We start from the raw sequence: 17,358 nt of genomic DNA, 5'->3' as shown, positions 1-17,358 counted from the left end.
ACGCGAGGAGAAGACGATGAACCAAGAAATTATGAATCTCTTCAACCCGACGACGCCGGCTCAGGTCTTCGACCAGATCCGGATCTCGATCGCGTCTCCAGAGAAGATTCTGTCCTGGTCCTACGGCGAGATCAAGAAGCCGGAGACCATCAACTATCGTACCTTCAAGCCCGAGCGCGACGGCCTGTTCTGCGCCCGCATCTTCGGGCCGATCAAGGACTACGAGTGCTTGTGCGGCAAGTACAAGCGCATGAAGTACAAGGGCATCATCTGCGAGAAGTGCTCGGTCGAGGTCACGCTGTCGCGCGTCCGGCGCGAGCGCATGGGCCATATCGAGCTCGCAGCTCCCGTCGCGCACATCTGGTTCCTGAAGTCGCTGCCCTCGCGCATCGGCCTCCTGCTCGACATGACGCTGAAGGATCTCGAGCGGATCCTCTACTTCGAATATTACGTCGTGCTCGAGCCGGGCCTCACCGCGCTGAAGGACCGTCAGCTGCTGTCGGAAGACGAGTATCTGAAGGCGCAGGACGAGTACGGCCAGGACAGCTTCACCGCCATGATCGGCGCCGAGGCGATCCGCGAGCTGCTCAAGGGCATGGACCTCGAGAAGCTCGAGGCCTCGCTGCGTGCCGAGATGCAGGAGACCGACTCCGACATCAAGCACAAGAAGCTCGCCAAGCGTCTGAAGATCGTGGAAGCGTTCCGCCATTCCGGCAACAAGCCGGAATGGATGATCATGACCGTGATCCCGGTGATTCCGCCGGACCTGCGTCCGCTGGTGCCGCTGGACGGCGGCCGTTTCGCGACCTCTGATCTCAACGACCTCTATCGCCGCGTCATCAACCGCAACAACCGCTTGAAGCGGCTGATGGAGCTGCGCGCGCCCGACATCATCATCCGCAACGAGAAGCGCATGCTTCAGGAAGCGGTCGATGCGCTGTTCGACAACGGCCGCCGCGGCCGCGTCATCACCGGCGCCAACAAGCGTCCGCTGAAGTCGCTCGCCGACATGCTCAAGGGCAAGCAGGGCCGCTTCCGCCAGAACCTGCTCGGCAAGCGCGTCGACTATTCAGGCCGTTCGGTGATCGTGGTCGGTCCCGAGCTGCGCCTGCATCAGTGCGGCCTGCCGAAGAAGATGGCGCTCGAGCTGTTCAAGCCGTTCATCTATTCGCGGCTCGACGCCAAGGGCCTGTCCACCACCGTGAAGCAGGCCAAGAAGCTGGTCGAGAAGGAGCGGCCCGAGGTCTGGGACATCCTGGACGAGGTGATCCGCGAGCATCCGGTGCTGCTCAACCGCGCCCCGACGCTGCACCGCCTCGGCATTCAGGCATTCGAGCCCGTGCTGATCGAGGGCAAGGCGATCCAGCTTCACCCGCTGGTCTGCTCCGCGTTCAACGCCGACTTCGACGGCGACCAGATGGCCGTGCACGTTCCGCTGTCGCTCGAAGCGCAGCTGGAAGCGCGCGTCCTGATGATGTCGACCAACAACATCCTGCATCCGGCGAACGGCCAGCCGATCATCGTGCCGTCGCAGGACATCGTGCTCGGTCTGTACTACGTCTCGATCATGCGCGAAGGCCTGCCCGGCGAGGGCAAGGTATTCGGCGACATGGCCGAGCTCGAGCATGCGCTGCACGCGAAGGTCATCCACCTCCACACCAAGATCAAGTACCGGTGGGAAGGCATGGACGAGACCGGCAAGGTCTCCAAGCGCTGGATCGAGACCACGGCGGGCCGCGTCATGCTCGGCAATCTGCTGCCGAAGAACCCGCGCATCTCCTACGAGATCATCAACAAGCTGATGACCAAGCGCGAGATCTCCGGCGTCATCGACCAGGTCTACCGCCACTGCGGCCAGAAGGAGACGGTGATCTTCTGCGACCGCATCATGGCGCTCGGCTTCTACAACGCGTTCAAGGCCGGCATCTCGTTCGGCAAGGACGACATGGTCGTGCCGCACGGCAAGTGGAAGATCGTCGACACCACCCGTACGCTGGCGAAGGATTTCGAGCAGCAGTACAACGACGGCCTGATCACCCATGGCGAGAAGTACAACAAGGTCGTCGACGCCTGGTCGAAGGCCACGGAAGAAATCGCCAAGGCGATGATGAAGGAGATCTCCGCCACCAAGAAGACGGCGAGCGGAGCCGACGCCGACATCAACTCGATCTACATGATGGCTCACTCCGGTGCCCGCGGTTCGCCGGCCCAGATGCGCCAGCTCGCCGGCATGCGCGGCCTGATGGCCAAGCCGTCGGGCGAGATCATTGAGACGCCGATCATCTCGAACTTCAAGGAAGGCCTCTCGGTGCTCGAGTACTTCAACTCGACCCACGGCGCCCGCAAGGGCCTCGCGGACACCGCGTTGAAGACCGCGAACTCCGGCTACCTGACCCGTCGTCTCGTCGACGTGGCGCAGGACTGCATCATCACGCAGAGCGACTGCGGCACCAAGCTCGGCATCAAGATGCGCGCCATCGTCGACGCCGGTACTGTGGTCGCCTCGCTCGGCTCGCGCATCCTCGGACGCACGGCCTGCGAAGACGTGCGTGACAGCTCGGGCCAGGTGATCGTCAAGCGCGATACGCTGATGGAAGAGAGCCACGTGGATGCCATCCACCAGGCCGGCATCCAGGAGGTGAAGATCCGCTCGGCACTGACCTGCGAGCTCGTCAACGGCATCTGCGGCAAGTGCTACGGCCGCGACCTCGCCCGCGGCACGCCGGTCAACCACGGCGAAGCGGTTGGCGTCATCGCGGCGCAGTCGATCGGCGAGCCGGGCACCCAGCTCACCATGCGCACCTTCCACATCGGCGGTGCGGCGCAGCTCAACGAGCAGTCCTTCGTCGAAGCCAACTTCGACGGCAAGATCGTGATCAGGAACAAGGCCATCGCCCGCAACAGCGAAGGTCACCTTATCGCGATGGTGCGCAACATGGTTGTCGCGATCGTCGATGCCGACGGCACCGAGCGTGCGACGCACCGGATCCAGTACGGTTCGCGTCTGCACGTCGACGAGGGCGACATGGTCAAGCGCGGCCAGCGCATCGTCGAGTGGGATCCCTACACCCGTCCGCTGCTCACCGAGGTCGAAGGAACCATTGGCTTCGAGGATCTGGTCGAGGGGCAGTCGATCTCGGAAACGCTCGACGAGGCCACCGGTATCGCCAAGCGTGTGGTCATCGACTGGCGCTCGACGCGCGGCGGCTCGGACCTGCGTCCGGCCATCGTGGTCAAGGGCAAGGACGGCAAGGTGCTCAAGCTCGCCCGTGGCGGCGATGCCCGCTACATGCTGTCGGTCGACGCCATTCTCTCGGTCGACATCGGAGCCAAGGTCCAGCCGGGCGACATCCTCGCCCGTGTCTCGACCGAAAGCGCCAAGACGCGTGACATCACCGGCGGTCTGCCGCGGGTGGCGGAACTGTTCGAGGCTCGGCGCCCGAAGGATGCGGCGATCATCGCCGAAATCGCGGGCACCATCCGGTTCGGGCGCGACTACAAGAACAAGCGTCGCATCTCGATCGAGCCGATGGACAAGACCGACGAGCCGCGCGAGTACCTGATCCCGAAGGGCAAGCACATCCACCTTCAGGACGGCGACGTCGTCGAAAAGGGCGACTTCATCGTGGAAGGCAACCCGGCGCCGCACGACATCCTCGCGGTCAAGGGCATCGAGGAGCTCGCTGCCTATCTGGTCAACGAGATCCAGGAGGTCTACCGGCTTCAGGGCGTGCTCATCAACGACAAGCACATCGAGGTGATTGTCCGTCAGATGCTCCAGAAGGTGGAAATCACCGACCAGGGCGACACGGACATGATCTCCGGCGAGCAGGTCGACAAGATCGAGTTCGACGCGCTCAACGTGAAGGCCAAGGAAGAGGGCAAGAAGCCCGCCACGGGAACGCCGGTTCTGCTCGGCATCACCAAGGCGAGCCTCCAGACCCGCTCCTTCTTCTCGGCGGCATCGTTCCAGGAGACCACCCGCGTCCTCACCGAGGCGGCGGTCAACGGCAAGATCGACCCGCTCGAAGGCCTCAAGGAGAACGTCATCGTCGGCCGGCTGATCCCGGCGGGCACCGGCGCCTCCATGGCCAAGATCCGCGAAGTCGCCATGAAGCGCGACAAGCTGATCCTGGACGAGCGCGAGAAGCAGGCCGCCGTCGTGTCGCCGGCGCCGGAAGCCGAGCTTCCTGCGCTGCCGCCCGCGGAATGATCGTTCATCCGTAGGAATACCGAGGACAATGAAAAGGCCGGCTTTCGCCGGCCTTTTTGCTGCTTTGTTTGCTTGTTGCGATGCGGGATCAACCTTTGTTCATCTTTCCTTCAGCCGCAAAAGCGCTTGTGCTATGGCGCCTTAGACCGGTGGTCCCGCCAAGGGGGCAGGGCCGGAAGACCACGGAACTCTCATGCTTGATCTCGCAATCGTAGGCGGCGGCCCCGGCGGGCTGATGAGCGCCTGGTACCTGAAGCGCAAGCTCGGCGACCTCTGCCGCGTCACCATCTACGAGGCCTCCGACAGGCTCGGCGGCAAGATCGTCACCCGCAAGTTCGATTCGGCGCCCGCGATGTACGAGGCCGGCGTTGCCGAGATCTACGACTACTCCATGACAGGCCCGGATCCTCTGCGCGAGCTGATCCAGCATTTCGGCCTTCAGACCATTCCGATGGATGCCGAGCAGGTGCAGTTCGGCGGTGAGCTGCTCAACGACGTTCCCGGCATGCGCCGCAAATACGGCGCCAAGACTGCCGCCGCGATCGAAGCCTTCCGCAAGCGCTGCGCCGAGGTGATGTCGCCGGTGGAATATTACGAGGGTGTCGGCGCGCACGACAACGAACATCCCTGGGCCTACAAGACCGCCGAGCAGGTGCTCGACGAGGAGGTCGAGGACGTCACCGCAAAGCGCTTCTTCAAGGTAATGGCGCGTTCCGACATCGCGACCGAGAGCCACAACACCAACGGCCTCAACGCGCTCAAGAACTATCTGATGGACGTCGACGGCTATATCGGCCTCTATTCCATCCAGAACGGCAACGAGCAGCTGATCGAGTGCCTGCAGTCGAAGGTCAATGCCGACATCCAGCTCAATCACCGCGTGCTCACCGTCGGCAAGGCGCCGACCGGCCGGTATCAGCTCAAGATGATGAACGGCAAGGGGCCGGAGACCCGTGACTTCGATCTCGTGCTGGTCTGCCTGCCGCATTCCTGGCTCGCCACTCTCGGCTGGGAGGGCGAGCAGCTGCGCAGGTCGATGGTCAAGCACGTCGCCTATTTCGACCGGCCCGCGCACTATCTGCGCGTCTCGATCCTGTTCGACGAGCCGTTCTGGGGCGACAAGATTCCGGGCGCCTGGTTCATGTCGGAAGCCTTCGGCGGCTGCTGCGTCTACAACGAGGGCGCACGTCACGACGTCGGCAAGCATGGTGTTCTGAACTGGCTCATTCCCGGCTCCGATGCGCTGGCTTTTGCCAATCTGTCGGACCAGGAGCTGATCGATGCCGCCCTGAAATCGCTGCCGGCTTCTCTCGGCGATGCGCGTCTGCACTTCATGGAAGGCAAGATCCACCGCTGGCTGTCCTCGGTGAACGCGCTGCCTGGTGGTTTGCCCGCGCGCGACGTCATGACCAATCACCGGCCCGAGCCGAAGGAGCACCCCGGCATCGTGGTGGTTGGCGACTATCTGTTCGATTCGACGCTCAACGGCCTGCTCGATTCCTCGGACGCGGCGACCGACATCATCCTGACCGAGATGATGCGCCTGCGCCGCCAGCGCGCGCAGGACGACAAGCCGCTCTCGGACAAGATCGATCGCAAATATTTCGAGAATTATCGCGGTCTCGGCCCCTATCACCAGGCGTGGCGGCACTTCACCGATCCCGACTACCTGACGACGCTGATTGGCATTGTCTGGGGCAGGGCGGCGGGCGCCAAGCTGCTGGTCGCGGGCTCCGCCAGCGGCGAACTGGTCGGCGCCCTGCGCGATCGCGGCATCGATGCATGGGGAATCGAGAACAACCCCGCGATCCACGCCAGGACGCCGAAATCGCTGAAGAAGTACAACAAGCTCGGCACGATCACCGAGATGCCGTTCAAGGACGGCACGTTCGACTTCGTGTTCGAGACCAGCCTCTGCCACGTTTCCCCGAAGCAAGTGGTCCGCGCGATCCGCGAGCTCAACCGCGTGGTCAAGACCGGCCTCGTGTTCGGCTCCATCACCTCGGACATGGCGCCGGCATTGATCGACCGCTACGACCTCTTGCGCGGAGTCAAGAAGCTCGGCACCTGGTGGGAATGGTCCGAACTGTTTTTCGGCAACGGCTTCGACCTGTCGATGCACCGCAAGGATTGCACCGATGCGCTGTGGGAGGCGACGCTCGCCGCCAACAAGGGGCCGGGGCAGTGGTACGCCGACGCGGACAGCTTGCGCTATTCCTTCTTCGACAAGGTCGAGGACGAGGACTAGCCTGGGGGACGCCAACCGAATTCGCCAATTGTTTTGCCGAATTCATCTTGATCGCATAAAATCGGTGCAATAGCGGTTGCCGCTATTTCCTGCGTTCTCTGCGGTCATGCCGGCCGTCAGCATCGGTTGGTTTCATGGCATCCAAGCCTTTCTTGCCTGGCGACAAGCCTCTATCTCCCGATCAACAGAAGCTCGCCGCGGAGGAGGCGGCCGGGCTCGATGGCAAGCTCGCCGACGCTGCCAAGCCGGATCTCAAGGACGACGAGGACGCCGAAGACGAGGGGGATGACGAGCTGGAGCTCGACGAGGACGATGAGGACGAGGACCTCGTCGTCTTTACCGCGCGCGAAGCCGCCGGGGCCCTTGCGACCATTGTCGGGTTCGTCAAGCCCTATCTCTCCAACTACAAGCGGATGCTGTCATTCGTGGCATTCGGCGTCGTGGTCGAGACGTTGTTCAACGTCATCATGCCGCTCAGCCTCAAGTTCCTGATCGACGATGCGCTCGGCGAGGAGGATTTTCAAGCGCTCTACAAGATCCTCGGCGTGCTCGCCGTCGCCGGCATCTTCACCTCGATCGTTGCGGTCTGGTACGAACGCTGGGACGCGCGACTCGCCGCTTGCGTCATCTCCGATGTTCGCAAACGCCTGTTCGAGCACGTCCAGGACCTGCCCGCCGCCTATTTCGGCCGCACCAGGCGCGGCGAGATCCTATCGCGCTTCTCGGTCGATCTCTCGGCCTTCGAAGGCTCGGTCAAGACGTTCGCCAACAGTGCCGCGCTGCCGTTCCTGGAGCTGATCGCCGGCATCATCCTGATGCTGTTCCTCAACTGGCAGCTCGCCGTCGTCGCGCTGCTGGTGTTCCCGATCACGCTGATCGGCCCGCGGATCCTGACGCCGAAGGCGGTGCAGGCCAATTACGAACAGAAGCTCAATGAATCGGCGTTGCTGGGCCAAGTCCAGGAGAACGTGGCCGCCCAGGCGGTCATCAAGGCGTTCAGCCTGCAACGCAAGATGTTCGGCTTCTTCCGGTTGCGCAACGACGAGACCCGCAACAAGATGGCCTCGGCCACATTCCTCTCGACCATGGTGGAGCGGACCGTCACCATCTCGGTGCTCCTCCTGCACCTTGTGGTGCTCGCGATCGGCGCGTATCTGGCGACCAAGGGCCATATCACCATCGGCACCTTCGTCACCTTCGAGAGCGCGTTCTGGGAGGTCTCCTACAACATCGCCCATGTGATGCATTTCATCCCGGTGTCGATCTCCTCGGCCGCTGCGATCCGCCACATCCAGGAATTGCTCGACGAGCCGACCCGCAGCGCCGATCGGCCGGGCGCGCCAGATCTGCCGCGCATCACCCACGACATTACCTTCGATCACGTCACCTTCCAGTACGAGGGCAGTCAGACGCCGGTGCTGGACAATCTCAGCCTCAAGCTCGATGCCGGCAAGCGCATCGCGATCGTCGGTCCGAGCGGCTCCGGTAAGAGCACGCTGCTCAATCTGATCCTGCGGCTCTACGTGCCCGACGAAGGCCGCGTCACCATCGACGGCGTCGACGTCCGCAAGGTGACGCTGGACTCGCTGCGCCGGAGCATGGCGGTGGTGTTCCAGGAGAACATGCTGTTCAACATGTCGATCCGCGAGAACATCCGGCTCGGCAAGGAGGGCGCAACCGACGAGGAGGTGGAGGAGGCGGCCAAGAAGGCCGAGATCCACCGCTACATCATGAGCCTGCCGCAGCGCTACGACACGCCGGTCGGCGAGCGCGGCGACACACTGTCGGGCGGCCAGCGCCAGCGCATCGCGATCGCGCGCGCGATCATCCGTAACCCCTCCGTGCTGCTGCTGGACGAAGCCACCTCGGCGCTGGACCAGACCACCGAGGCTGCGATCAACCGTACGCTGCTCAGGGTCGCCAAGGGTCGCACCATGATCTGGTCGACCCACCGCCTGACCTCGGTGGTCGAGATGGACGAGATCATCGTGATTTCAGGGGGCAGGGCGATCGAGCGCGGTTCCCATGCCGAGCTGCTCGCCAAGAATGGCACCTATCGCAAGCTGTGGAACGACCAGATCCACCAGTCCCATGCCGCGGCAGCTCACGCCGACGCCGACCGCGATGATGACGACGAGGACGAAGACCTCGATGACGATGAGGACGACGAGGAGGAGTAACCGCGGGCGGTCAGCTTCGAGGGGCCGCGTCTGATCGCCTCGTCTCACAGGCAACGCGCGGTTCAGCGCCGACTCGTCGATTCTCTGATGCAAGGCGTTCGGCCGCCGCGACGCCGCGTTTTTTTTTCGCACGCATGGTTTGGGGCAAGAGCCATTCGCGGATCGACCAGTCCGGGCTGAAGCCCCGTCACACCGGGCATCGCGGCGGGCGCCTGGTTGACCGGCCACCAGCCAGCAAACTGAGCGCAGGCAGGAGAAACACCCCTGAGCCTGGTAATAAAACTACATTAAGCCCGGGTATAATTGTTTTCAGATCTGGCAGGTCAATCGCCTCGATCCCATATCAGGCAGGTGCGGGGAGTCGGCCAAGAGGCTATTTTTTGCAGGCGCATGAAGCGCTTTGTGACTGTCGTTTCACCTTGACTTGACCGATTCTCACTTATAGAAAGCGCCTCACTTAACGACAGGCGGTGAGCATCGCCAGCGTCGGAACGGGCCACCCGTTGATCCCCAAAGACTAGATCTGCCAGGGGTCGCAAAGACGGGCACCAACCTCGACGAATGCCGCTCAAACGCTGTCGATCATAGCTAGGCAATGCCAGTGCGACTTTAGTTCTCTCGAGCACGTTCTCTTGAGATCGAATTCGGATGCATGACCTCAGTGCGCGGGCCGCGGCGTTACGCTGGAACGGCTTCGAGACTGCGGTCCTCTGTGGCGTCGAAGCGCTTTCCGCTCGTTGATGGAGCGGTTGGCGCAATTTCGCTTTGCGCGGATCATTCGCGCCAGGCGGCCCGTTCGGGCGGGTAGCTCGAGCAGAATTTGCGGACCCGGTGACGGGCCGCGGCAAGACAGCGGACCCGCGAGGGGCCGCGGCAGAAAAAGGGTGAAGGCCAGAATGCCGACGATCAACCAGCTGATCGCTCAACCGCGGGAAGTGCAGAAGTCGCGCAAGAAGGTGCCGGCGCTGCAGCAGTCGCCGCAGAAGCGTGGTGTTTGCACGCGCGTCTACACCACGACCCCGAAGAAGCCGAACTCGGCGCTTCGTAAGGTTGCCAAGGTGCGCCTGACCAACGGCTTTGAGGTGATCGGCTACATCCCCGGCGAGGGCCATAACCTCCAGGAGCACTCGGTGGTCATGATCCGCGGCGGCCGCGTCAAGGACTTGCCGGGCGTGCGCTATCACATCCTCCGCGGCGTTCTGGACACCCAGGGCGTCAAGAACCGTAAGCAGCGTCGTTCGAAGTACGGCGCCAAGCGTCCGAAGTAAGCGGGAACCAAGCCTATGTCTCGTCGCCACTCTGCGGAAAAGCGCGAAGTTCTTCCGGATCCGAAGTTCGGGAACATCATCGTCACGAAGTTCATGAACTCGGTGATGTACGCCGGCAAGAAGTCGGTTGCGGAAGGCATCGTCTATGGTGCGTTCGGCATCATCGAATCCAAGACCAAGCAGAACCCGCTCGGCGTGTTCGAGCAGGCGCTCGAGAACGTCATGCCGACCATCGAGGTTCGCTCCCGCCGCGTCGGCGGCGCGACTTACCAGGTTCCGGTCGAGGTCCGCTCGACCCGCCGGCAGGCGCTCGGCATTCGCTGGCTGATCGCGGCTGCGCGCGAGCGCAACGAGAAGACGATGACCGAGCGGCTCTCGGCGGAGCTTTTGGACGCATCGAACAACCGGGGGAACGCCGTCAAGAAGCGCGAAGACGTGCACCGGATGGCGGAAGCCAACCGCGCCTTCTCGCACTATCGCTGGTAACGGCGAAACAAACGGACTCGCAAGGAACACCCTATGCCCCGCCAACATGCCATCGAGGACTACCGTAACTTCGGTATCATGGCGCATATCGACGCCGGCAAGACCACGACGACCGAGCGCATCCTCTATTACACCGGCAAGAGCCACAAGATCGGCGAAGTGCACGAAGGTGCCGCGACGATGGACTGGATGGAGCAGGAGCAGGAGCGTGGCATCACGATCACCTCGGCTGCGACCACCGCGTTCTGGAACGGCAAGCGCCTGAACATCATCGACACTCCCGGTCACGTCGACTTCACCATCGAAGTCGAGCGTTCGCTCCGCGTGCTCGACGGCGCCGTCTGCGTGCTCGACTCCAACCAGGGCGTCGAGCCTCAGACCGAGACCGTCTGGCGCCAGGGCGACAAGTACAAGGTTCCGCGCATCGTCTTCGCCAACAAGATGGACAAGATCGGTGCCGACTTCTTCAAGTGTCTGGCGGACATCGTCGACCGTCTGGGCGCCAAGCCCGTCGCGATCCAGCTTCCGATCGGTGCCGAGAACAACTTCAAGGGTCTCGTCGACCTCGTGAAGATGAAGGGCGTCGTCTGGAACGATGAATCGCTCGGCGCCAAGTTCGATTATGTCGATATTCCGGAAGACCTTGCCGACCAGGCCAAGGAATACCGCGAGAAGATGGTGGAAGCCGCCGTCGAGCTCGACGACGATGCCATGGCCGCCTATCTCGACGGCAAGGAGCCGGACGAGGCGACCCTGAAGCGCCTGATCCGCAAGGCGGTGCTGACTGGCGCGTTTTATCCCGTGCTGTGCGGCTCGGCCTTCAAGAACAAGGGTGTGCAGCCGCTGCTCGACGCCGTGGTCGACTATCTGCCGTCGCCGCTCGACGTGCCCGCGATCAAGGGCACCGACGACAAGGGCAACGAGGTCGTGCGCAAGGCGGACGACAAGGAGCCGCTGGCGCTGCTCGCGTTCAAAATCATGGACGACCCGTTCGTCGGCACCATCACCTTCTGCCGCATCTATTCCGGCATTCTGCAGAGCGGCACCGGCGTCGTGAACTCGACCCGCGAGAAGAAGGAGCGGATCGGGCGCATGCTGTTGATGCATGCGAACAACCGCGAGGACATCAAGGAAGCCTATGCTGGCGACATCGTCGCGTTGGCCGGCCTGAAGGAAGCGCGCACCGGTGACACGCTGTGCGATCCCGACAAGCAGGTGATCCTGGAGAAGATGGAATTCCCCGAGCCGGTCATCGAGATCGCGATCGAGCCGAAGTCCAAGGCCGACCAGGAGAAGCTGGGCGTGGCGCTGGCCAAGCTCGCCGCGGAGGATCCGTCCTTCCGCGTGTCGACCGACCACGAGTCCGGCCAGACCATCCTCAAGGGCATGGGCGAACTCCACCTCGACATCAAGGTCGACATCCTCAAGCGCACCTACAAGGTCGACGCCAACATCGGCGCGCCGCAGGTGGCGTTCCGTGAGCGCATCACCAAGCGGGTCGAGCACAGCTACACCCACAAGAAGCAGACCGGCGGTACTGGCCAGTTTGCGGCCGTGTCGTTCATCGTCGAGCCGAACGAAGCCGGCAAGGGCTTCGAGTTCGAATCGAAGATCGTCGGTGGCGCGGTGCCGAAGGAATACATCCCGGGCGTCGAGAAGGGCCTGGAGAGCGTGCTGTCGTCCGGCGTGGTCGCGGGCTTCCCCGTGGTCGACGTCAAGGTGCAGCTCGTCGACGGCAAGTATCACGACGTCGACTCGTCGGCGCTCGCCTTCGAAATCGCCTCGCGCGCCTGCTTCCGCGAAGCGCTGCAGATGGGCAAGTCGGTCCTGCTCGAGCCGATCATGAAGGTCGAGGTGGTGACCCCGGAAGACTACACCGGCTCGGTCATCGGCGACCTGAATTCCCGGCGCGGTCAGATCCAGGGTCAGGACATGCGCGGCAACGCCAACGTCATCAACGCGATGGTGCCGCTCATGAACATGTTCGGTTACGTGAACAATCTGCGCTCGATGAGCCAGGGTCGCGCGACCTTCACCATGCAGTTCGATCACTACGCAGAAGCGCCGGCCAACGTGTCGGCAGAAGTCCAGAAGAAGTTTGCCTGATTGTCGTCGGTTGAAAGCTGACGATTGAACGGAGAGTCAAATGGCCAAAGCAAAGTTTGAACGTACCAAGCCGCACTGCAACATCGGCACCATCGGTCACGTCGACCATGGCAAGACGTCGCTGACCGCGGCGATCACCAAGGTTCTCGCCGAAGCCGGCGGTGCGACGTTCACCGCGTACGACCAGATCGACAAGGCGCCGGAAGAGAAGGCCCGCGGCATCACCATCTCGACCGCGCACGTCGAGTACGAGACGCCGAACCGCCACTACGCCCACGTCGACTGCCCCGGCCACGCCGACTACGTCAAGAACATGATCACCGGCGCTGCCCAGATGGACGGCGCGATCCTGGTTGTGTCGGCCGCTGACGGCCCGATGCCGCAGACCCGCGAGCACATCCTGCTCGCCCGCCAGGTCGGCGTGCCCGCGCTCGTCGTGTTCCTCAACAAGTGCGACATGGTCGACGATCCGGAGCTGCTCGAGCTCGTCGAGCTCGAAGTCCGCGAGCTGCTCTCCAAGTACGAATTCCCCGGCGACAAGATCCCGATTATCAAGGGTTCGGCGCTCGCCGCTCTCGAAGACTCCGACAAGAAGCTCGGCCACGACGCCATCCTCGAGCTGATGAAGAACGTCGACGAGTACATCCCGCAGCCGGAGCGTCCGATCGACCAGCCGTTCCTGATGCCGGTTGAAGACGTGTTCTCGATCTCGGGCCGCGGCACCGTCGTGACCGGCCGTGTCGAGCGCGGCGTCGTCAAGGTCGGCGAGGAAATCGAGATCGTCGGTCTCCGCGCCACCCAGAAGACCACCGTCACCGGCGTCGAAATGTTCCGCAAGCTGCTCGATCAGGGCCAGGCCGGCGACAACATCGGCGCGCTGCTCCGCGGCACCAAGCGCGAGGACGTCGAGCGCGGCCAGGTTCTGGCCAAGCCCGGTTCGGTCAAGCCGCACACCAAGTTCAAGGCTGAGGCCTACATCCTCACCAAGGAAGAGGGCGGTCGCCACACCCCGTTCTTCACCAACTACCGTCCGCAGTTCTACTTCCGCACCACCGACGTGACCGGTGTCGTGCACCTGCCGGAAGGCACCGAGATGGTGATGCCGGGCGACAACATCGCGATGGAAGTGCACCTGATTGTGCCGATCGCGATGGAAGAGAAGCTCCGCTTCGCGATCCGCGAAGGCGGCCGCACCGTCGGCGCCGGCGTCGTCGCCTCGATCATCGAGTAACAACGCGAATAGGGAATGGCGAGTGGCGAATAGTTTCTATTCGCTATTCGCTACTCGCCACTCACTAAGAAAGATTCGGCAATGAACGGCCAAAACATTCGTATCCGTCTCAAGGCGTTCGACCATCGTATCCTCGATACGTCGACCCGTGAGATCGTGAACACGGCGAAGCGCACCGGCGCGCAGGTCCGCGGACCCATTCCGCTGCCCACCCGCATCGAGAAGTTCACCGTCAACCGTTCGCCCCACGTCGACAAGAAGAGCCGCGAACAGTTCGAGATGCGCACTCACAAGCGCCTGCTCGACATCGTCGATCCGACCCCGCAGACCGTCGACGCTTTGATGAAGCTCGACTTGGCCGCCGGTGTCGACGTCGAGATCAAGCTCTAAGATTTTGGATCCCGTTCGCCAAAAGCGGACAAAGAGAACAGGAAGCAAGCCGATGCGCTCCGGAGTGATCGCACAAAAGGTCGGGATGACGCGGGTCTTCACGGAGGCCGGCGAACATATCCCCGTGACCGTGCTGAAGCTCGGCAATTGCCAGGTCGTAGGCCACCGCACCGAAGAGAAGAACGGTTACGTCGCGCTCCAGCTCGGTTCTGGCAGCCGCAAGACCGTTTACATGCCGAAGGCCGAGCGCGGCCAGTTCGCGGTCGCCAAGGTCGAGCCGAAGCGCCGGGTCGAGGAATTCCGCGTCACCGCGGACGCCATGATCCCGGTCGGCGCCGAGATCCTGGCCGACCACTTCGTCGTCGGCCAGTTCGTCGACGTCACCGGCACCTCGGTCGGTAAGGGCTTCGCCGGCGGCATGAAGCGCTGGAACTTCGGCGGTCTGCGCGCCACGCACGGTGTGTCGATCTCGCACCGCTCGATCGGTTCGACCGGTGGCCGCCAGGACCCCGGCAAGACCTGGAAGAACAAGAAGATGCCCGGCCACATGGGTGTCGACCGCATCACCACGCTCAACCTTCGCGTCGTCCAGACCGATGTCGAGCGCGGCCTGATCCTCGTCGAAGGCGCCGTTCCAGGCTCCAAGGGCGGCTGGATCCGCGTGCGCGACGCCGTCAAGAAGCCGCTGCCGAAGGAAGCCCCGAAGCCCGGCAAGTTCAAGGTTGCTGGCGACGCGGAAGCCGCTCCGGCTGCGCAGGAGGCGTGAGATGGAATTGAAGGTCACCACCCTCGAAGGTAAGGAAGCCGGCTCCGTCCAGCTGTCCGACGCCATTTTCGGCCTCGAGCCGCGCGAGGACATCATCGCGCGCTGCGTGCAGTGGCAGCTCAACAAGCGCCAGGCCGGCACGCACAAGGCCAAGGGCCGCGCCGAGATCTGGCGCACCGGCAAGAAGATGTACAAGCAGAAGGGCACCGGCGGTGCTCGTCACGGCTCGGCCCGCGTGCCGCAGTTCCGCGGAGGCGGTCGTGCCTTCGGTCCGGTGGTGCGTTCGCACGCGACCGACCTGCCGAAGAAGGTTCGTGCGCTCGCTCTGAAGCACGCGCTCTCGGCCAAGGCCAAGGACGGCGATCTCGTCGTGATCGAGAAGGCCGCGCTGGAAGCCGCCAAGACCAAGGCGCTGCTCGGCCACTTCTCGGGCCTCGGCCTCACCAACGCGCTGATCATCGACGGTGCCGAGCTCAACAACGGCTTCGCCGCTGCGGCTCGCAACATCCCGAACATGGACGTGCTGCCGATCCAGGGCATCAACGTCTATGACATCCTGCGCCGTCAGAAGCTCGTTCTGACCAAGGCCGCCATCGATGCGCTGGAGGCGCGCTTCAAATGAGCAAGAACATCGAGCCTCGCCACTACGACGTGATCCTGTCGCCGGTCGTGACCGAAAAGGCGACGATCGCCTCGGAGCACAACAAGGTGCTGTTCAAGGTGGCCGCCAAGGCGACCAAGCCGCAGATCAAGGAAGCGATCGAGAAGCTGTTCGACGTCAAGGTCAAGAGCGTCAACACGCTGGTCCGCAAGGGCAAGGTCAAGGCCTTCCGCGGCACCATCGGCTCGCAGTCGAACAGCAAACGCGCGATCGTGACCCTCGAAGAGGGTCACCGGATCGACGTCACCACCGGTCTGTAAGGTCGTACGACGATGGCACTGAAGACATTCAATCCCACGACGCCGGGCCAGCGCCAGCTGGTCATGGTCGATCGTTCGGCTCTCTACAAGGGCAAGCCGGTCAAGGCGCTCACCGAGGGCAAGAAGTCCTCGGGCGGCCGCAACAACACCGGCCGCATCACCGTGCGCTTCCGCGGCGGTGGTCACAAGCAGACGCTGCGTACCGTCGACTTCAAGCGTGAGAAGATCGACGTGCCCGCGACCGTCGAGCGTCTCGAGTATGATCCCAATCGCACCGGTTTCATCGCCCTGATCAAGTATCAGGACGGCGAGCAGGCCTACATCCTGGCGCCGCAGCGCCTGGCGGTGGGCGACACGATCATCGCCGGCAATTACGTCGACGTGAAGCCGGGCAACGTCATGCCGCTCGGCAACATGCCGGTCGGCACGATCATCCACAACATCGAGGTCAAGATCGGCAAGGGCGGCCAGCTGGCGCGCTCTGCCGGTACCTACGCCCAGCTCGTTGGCCGTGACCAGGACTACGTCATCATCCGCCTGAACTCGGGCGAGCAGCGCCTGGTGCACGGTCGTTGCCGCGGCACGATCGGCGCGGTGTCGAACCCGGATCACATGAACACCTCGATCGGCAAGGCCGGTCGCAAGCGTTGGATGGGCCGCAGGCCGCACAACCGCGGTGTTGCGATGAACCCGATCGACCATCCGCACGGCGGTGGTGAAGGTCGTACCTCGGGCGGCCGCCACCCGGTCACCCCGTGGGGCAAGCCGACCAAGGGCAAGAAGACCCGCACCAACAAGTCGACCAACAAATTCATTCTCCTAAGCCGCCACAAGCGGAAGAAGTAAGGAACGCCGGACATGGTTCGTTCAGTCTGGAAAGGCCCGTTCGTCGAGGGTTCTCTGCTCAAGAAGGCAGATGCCGCGCGCGCGTCCGGCCGTCACGACGTCATCAAGATCTGGAGCCGTCGCTCGACGATCCTGCCGCAATTCGTCGGCCTGACCTTCGGCGTCTACAACGGTCAGAAGCACGTGCCGGTGGCCGTGAATGAGGAAATGGTCGGTCACAAGTTCGGCGAGTTCTCGCCGACCCGGACCTTCCATGGCCACTCCGGCGACAAGAAAGCCAAGAAGGCTTGAGGATTAAACGATGAGCAAACCTAAGCGCGAACGGAGCCTCGCCGACAACGAGGCCAAGGCGGTCGCCCGGATGCTGCGGGTGAGCCCGCAGAAGCTCAACCTGGTCGCCCAGCTCATTCGCGGCCGGAAGGCGTCTGCCGCGCTCGCCGACCTGCAGTTTTCGCGCAAGCGGATCGCGGTCGACGTGAAGAAGTGCCTGGAATCGGCGATCGCCAACGCCGAGAACAACCACGACCTCGACGTCGACGATCTCGTCGTGGCGCAGGCCTTTGTCGGCAACGGCCTCGTGATGAAGCGCTTCGCCGCCCGCGGCCGCGGCCGCTCGGGCCGTGTCTACAAACCGTTTTCGCAGCTGACGATCATCGTTCGTCAGGTCGAAGCTGAAGCCGCCGCTTAAGGGCGCAGGAGAACA

The 17,358-nt window shown here is 63.2% G+C and carries 14 protein-coding genes; all 14 read left to right on the top strand.

Annotation, left to right across the window (positions count from 1 at the left end; genetic code table 11):
• Nucleotides 1-16 precede the first annotated feature (16 nt).
• On the top strand, nucleotides 17-4,213 hold the full coding sequence (gene rpoC, locus ACVWYQ_RS08630) for a DNA-directed RNA polymerase subunit beta' (RefSeq protein ID WP_036011015.1): 4,197 nt from the start codon (nucleotides 17-19) through the stop codon (nucleotides 4,211-4,213).
• A gap of 193 nt (nucleotides 4,214-4,406) precedes the next feature.
• Nucleotides 4,407-6,461, top strand: coding sequence for an FAD-dependent oxidoreductase (locus tag ACVWYQ_RS08625; RefSeq protein WP_404540298.1), 2,055 nt, complete (start codon nucleotides 4,407-4,409; stop codon nucleotides 6,459-6,461).
• A gap of 134 nt (nucleotides 6,462-6,595) precedes the next feature.
• Nucleotides 6,596-8,641, top strand: a complete 2,046-nt coding sequence (locus ACVWYQ_RS08620; protein WP_271544517.1) for an ABC transporter ATP-binding protein — start codon at nucleotides 6,596-6,598, stop codon at nucleotides 8,639-8,641.
• A gap of 896 nt (nucleotides 8,642-9,537) precedes the next feature.
• Nucleotides 9,538-9,909, top strand: a complete 372-nt coding sequence (gene rpsL, locus ACVWYQ_RS08615) for a 30S ribosomal protein S12 (protein ID WP_007603006.1) — start codon at nucleotides 9,538-9,540, stop codon at nucleotides 9,907-9,909.
• Nucleotides 9,910-9,924: 15 nt separating this feature from the next.
• Nucleotides 9,925-10,395 (top strand): 30S ribosomal protein S7, encoded by a 471-nt coding sequence (rpsG, locus tag ACVWYQ_RS08610; RefSeq protein ID WP_018647239.1) that lies wholly within the window; start codon nucleotides 9,925-9,927, stop codon nucleotides 10,393-10,395.
• A 33-nt stretch (nucleotides 10,396-10,428) separates the two neighbouring features.
• Nucleotides 10,429-12,501: an elongation factor G gene (gene fusA, locus ACVWYQ_RS08605; RefSeq protein WP_036027596.1), complete on the top strand. Its 2,073-nt coding sequence runs from the start codon at nucleotides 10,429-10,431 to the stop codon at nucleotides 12,499-12,501.
• A 40-nt stretch (nucleotides 12,502-12,541) separates the two neighbouring features.
• Entirely contained in the window at nucleotides 12,542-13,732 is a 1,191-nt protein-coding gene (gene tuf, locus ACVWYQ_RS08600) for an elongation factor Tu (protein ID WP_025036994.1), read from the top strand.
• 81 nt (nucleotides 13,733-13,813) lie between these two features.
• Nucleotides 13,814-14,122, top strand: a complete 309-nt coding sequence (gene rpsJ / locus ACVWYQ_RS08595; protein WP_002712302.1) for a 30S ribosomal protein S10 — start codon at nucleotides 13,814-13,816, stop codon at nucleotides 14,120-14,122.
• Nucleotides 14,123-14,174: 52 nt separating this feature from the next.
• Entirely contained in the window at nucleotides 14,175-14,888 is a 714-nt protein-coding gene (gene rplC / locus ACVWYQ_RS08590; RefSeq protein WP_271544514.1) for a 50S ribosomal protein L3, read from the top strand.
• Between the two features lies 1 nt (nucleotide 14,889).
• Nucleotides 14,890-15,510 (top strand): 50S ribosomal protein L4, encoded by a 621-nt coding sequence (gene rplD, locus ACVWYQ_RS08585; protein ID WP_018647243.1) that lies wholly within the window; start codon nucleotides 14,890-14,892, stop codon nucleotides 15,508-15,510.
• Nucleotides 15,507-15,809: a 50S ribosomal protein L23 gene (locus ACVWYQ_RS08580; RefSeq protein ID WP_025036992.1), complete on the top strand. Its 303-nt coding sequence runs from the start codon at nucleotides 15,507-15,509 to the stop codon at nucleotides 15,807-15,809. The genes rplD and ACVWYQ_RS08580 overlap by 4 nt, the downstream gene beginning before the upstream one ends.
• Before the next feature lie 12 nt (nucleotides 15,810-15,821).
• Nucleotides 15,822-16,655, top strand: a complete 834-nt coding sequence (gene rplB, locus ACVWYQ_RS08575; protein WP_024342450.1) for a 50S ribosomal protein L2 — start codon at nucleotides 15,822-15,824, stop codon at nucleotides 16,653-16,655.
• Nucleotides 16,656-16,667: 12 nt separating this feature from the next.
• Nucleotides 16,668-16,946 (top strand): 30S ribosomal protein S19, encoded by a 279-nt coding sequence (gene rpsS / locus ACVWYQ_RS08570; RefSeq protein ID WP_008136357.1) that lies wholly within the window; start codon nucleotides 16,668-16,670, stop codon nucleotides 16,944-16,946.
• 10 nt (nucleotides 16,947-16,956) lie between these two features.
• Nucleotides 16,957-17,343: a 50S ribosomal protein L22 gene (gene rplV / locus ACVWYQ_RS08565; RefSeq protein WP_008549264.1), complete on the top strand. Its 387-nt coding sequence runs from the start codon at nucleotides 16,957-16,959 to the stop codon at nucleotides 17,341-17,343.
• Nucleotides 17,344-17,358 lie beyond the last annotated feature (15 nt).

It is taken from the genome of Bradyrhizobium sp. USDA 3397, assembly GCF_054060965.1.
Note: the sequence above shows the minus strand (reverse complement) of the source record. Positions and strands in the feature narration are given on the sequence as shown.

Excerpts from the sequence above, each read along its gene's own strand:
- tuf (WP_025036994.1), top strand. The coding sequence starts at position 12,542 with ATGGCCAAAGCAAAGTTTGAACGTACCAAGCCGCACTGCAACATCGGC.
- ACVWYQ_RS08625 (WP_404540298.1), top strand. The coding sequence starts at position 4,407 with ATGCTTGATCTCGCAATCGTAGGCGGCGGCCCCGGCGGGCTGATGAGC.
- ACVWYQ_RS08620 (WP_271544517.1), top strand. The coding sequence starts at position 6,596 with ATGGCATCCAAGCCTTTCTTGCCTGGCGACAAGCCTCTATCTCCCGAT.
- rpsJ (WP_002712302.1), top strand. The coding sequence starts at position 13,814 with ATGAACGGCCAAAACATTCGTATCCGTCTCAAGGCGTTCGACCATCGT.
- rpsL (WP_007603006.1), top strand. The coding sequence starts at position 9,538 with ATGCCGACGATCAACCAGCTGATCGCTCAACCGCGGGAAGTGCAGAAG.
- rplD (WP_018647243.1), top strand. The coding sequence starts at position 14,890 with ATGGAATTGAAGGTCACCACCCTCGAAGGTAAGGAAGCCGGCTCCGTC.
- rpsS (WP_008136357.1), top strand. The coding sequence starts at position 16,668 with ATGGTTCGTTCAGTCTGGAAAGGCCCGTTCGTCGAGGGTTCTCTGCTC.
- fusA (WP_036027596.1), top strand. The coding sequence starts at position 10,429 with ATGCCCCGCCAACATGCCATCGAGGACTACCGTAACTTCGGTATCATG.
- rplV (WP_008549264.1), top strand. The coding sequence starts at position 16,957 with ATGAGCAAACCTAAGCGCGAACGGAGCCTCGCCGACAACGAGGCCAAG.
- ACVWYQ_RS08580 (WP_025036992.1), top strand. The coding sequence starts at position 15,507 with ATGAGCAAGAACATCGAGCCTCGCCACTACGACGTGATCCTGTCGCCG.
- rpoC (WP_036011015.1), top strand. The coding sequence starts at position 17 with ATGAACCAAGAAATTATGAATCTCTTCAACCCGACGACGCCGGCTCAG.
- rpsG (WP_018647239.1), top strand. The coding sequence starts at position 9,925 with ATGTCTCGTCGCCACTCTGCGGAAAAGCGCGAAGTTCTTCCGGATCCG.
- rplB (WP_024342450.1), top strand. The coding sequence starts at position 15,822 with ATGGCACTGAAGACATTCAATCCCACGACGCCGGGCCAGCGCCAGCTG.
- rplC (WP_271544514.1), top strand. The coding sequence starts at position 14,175 with ATGCGCTCCGGAGTGATCGCACAAAAGGTCGGGATGACGCGGGTCTTC.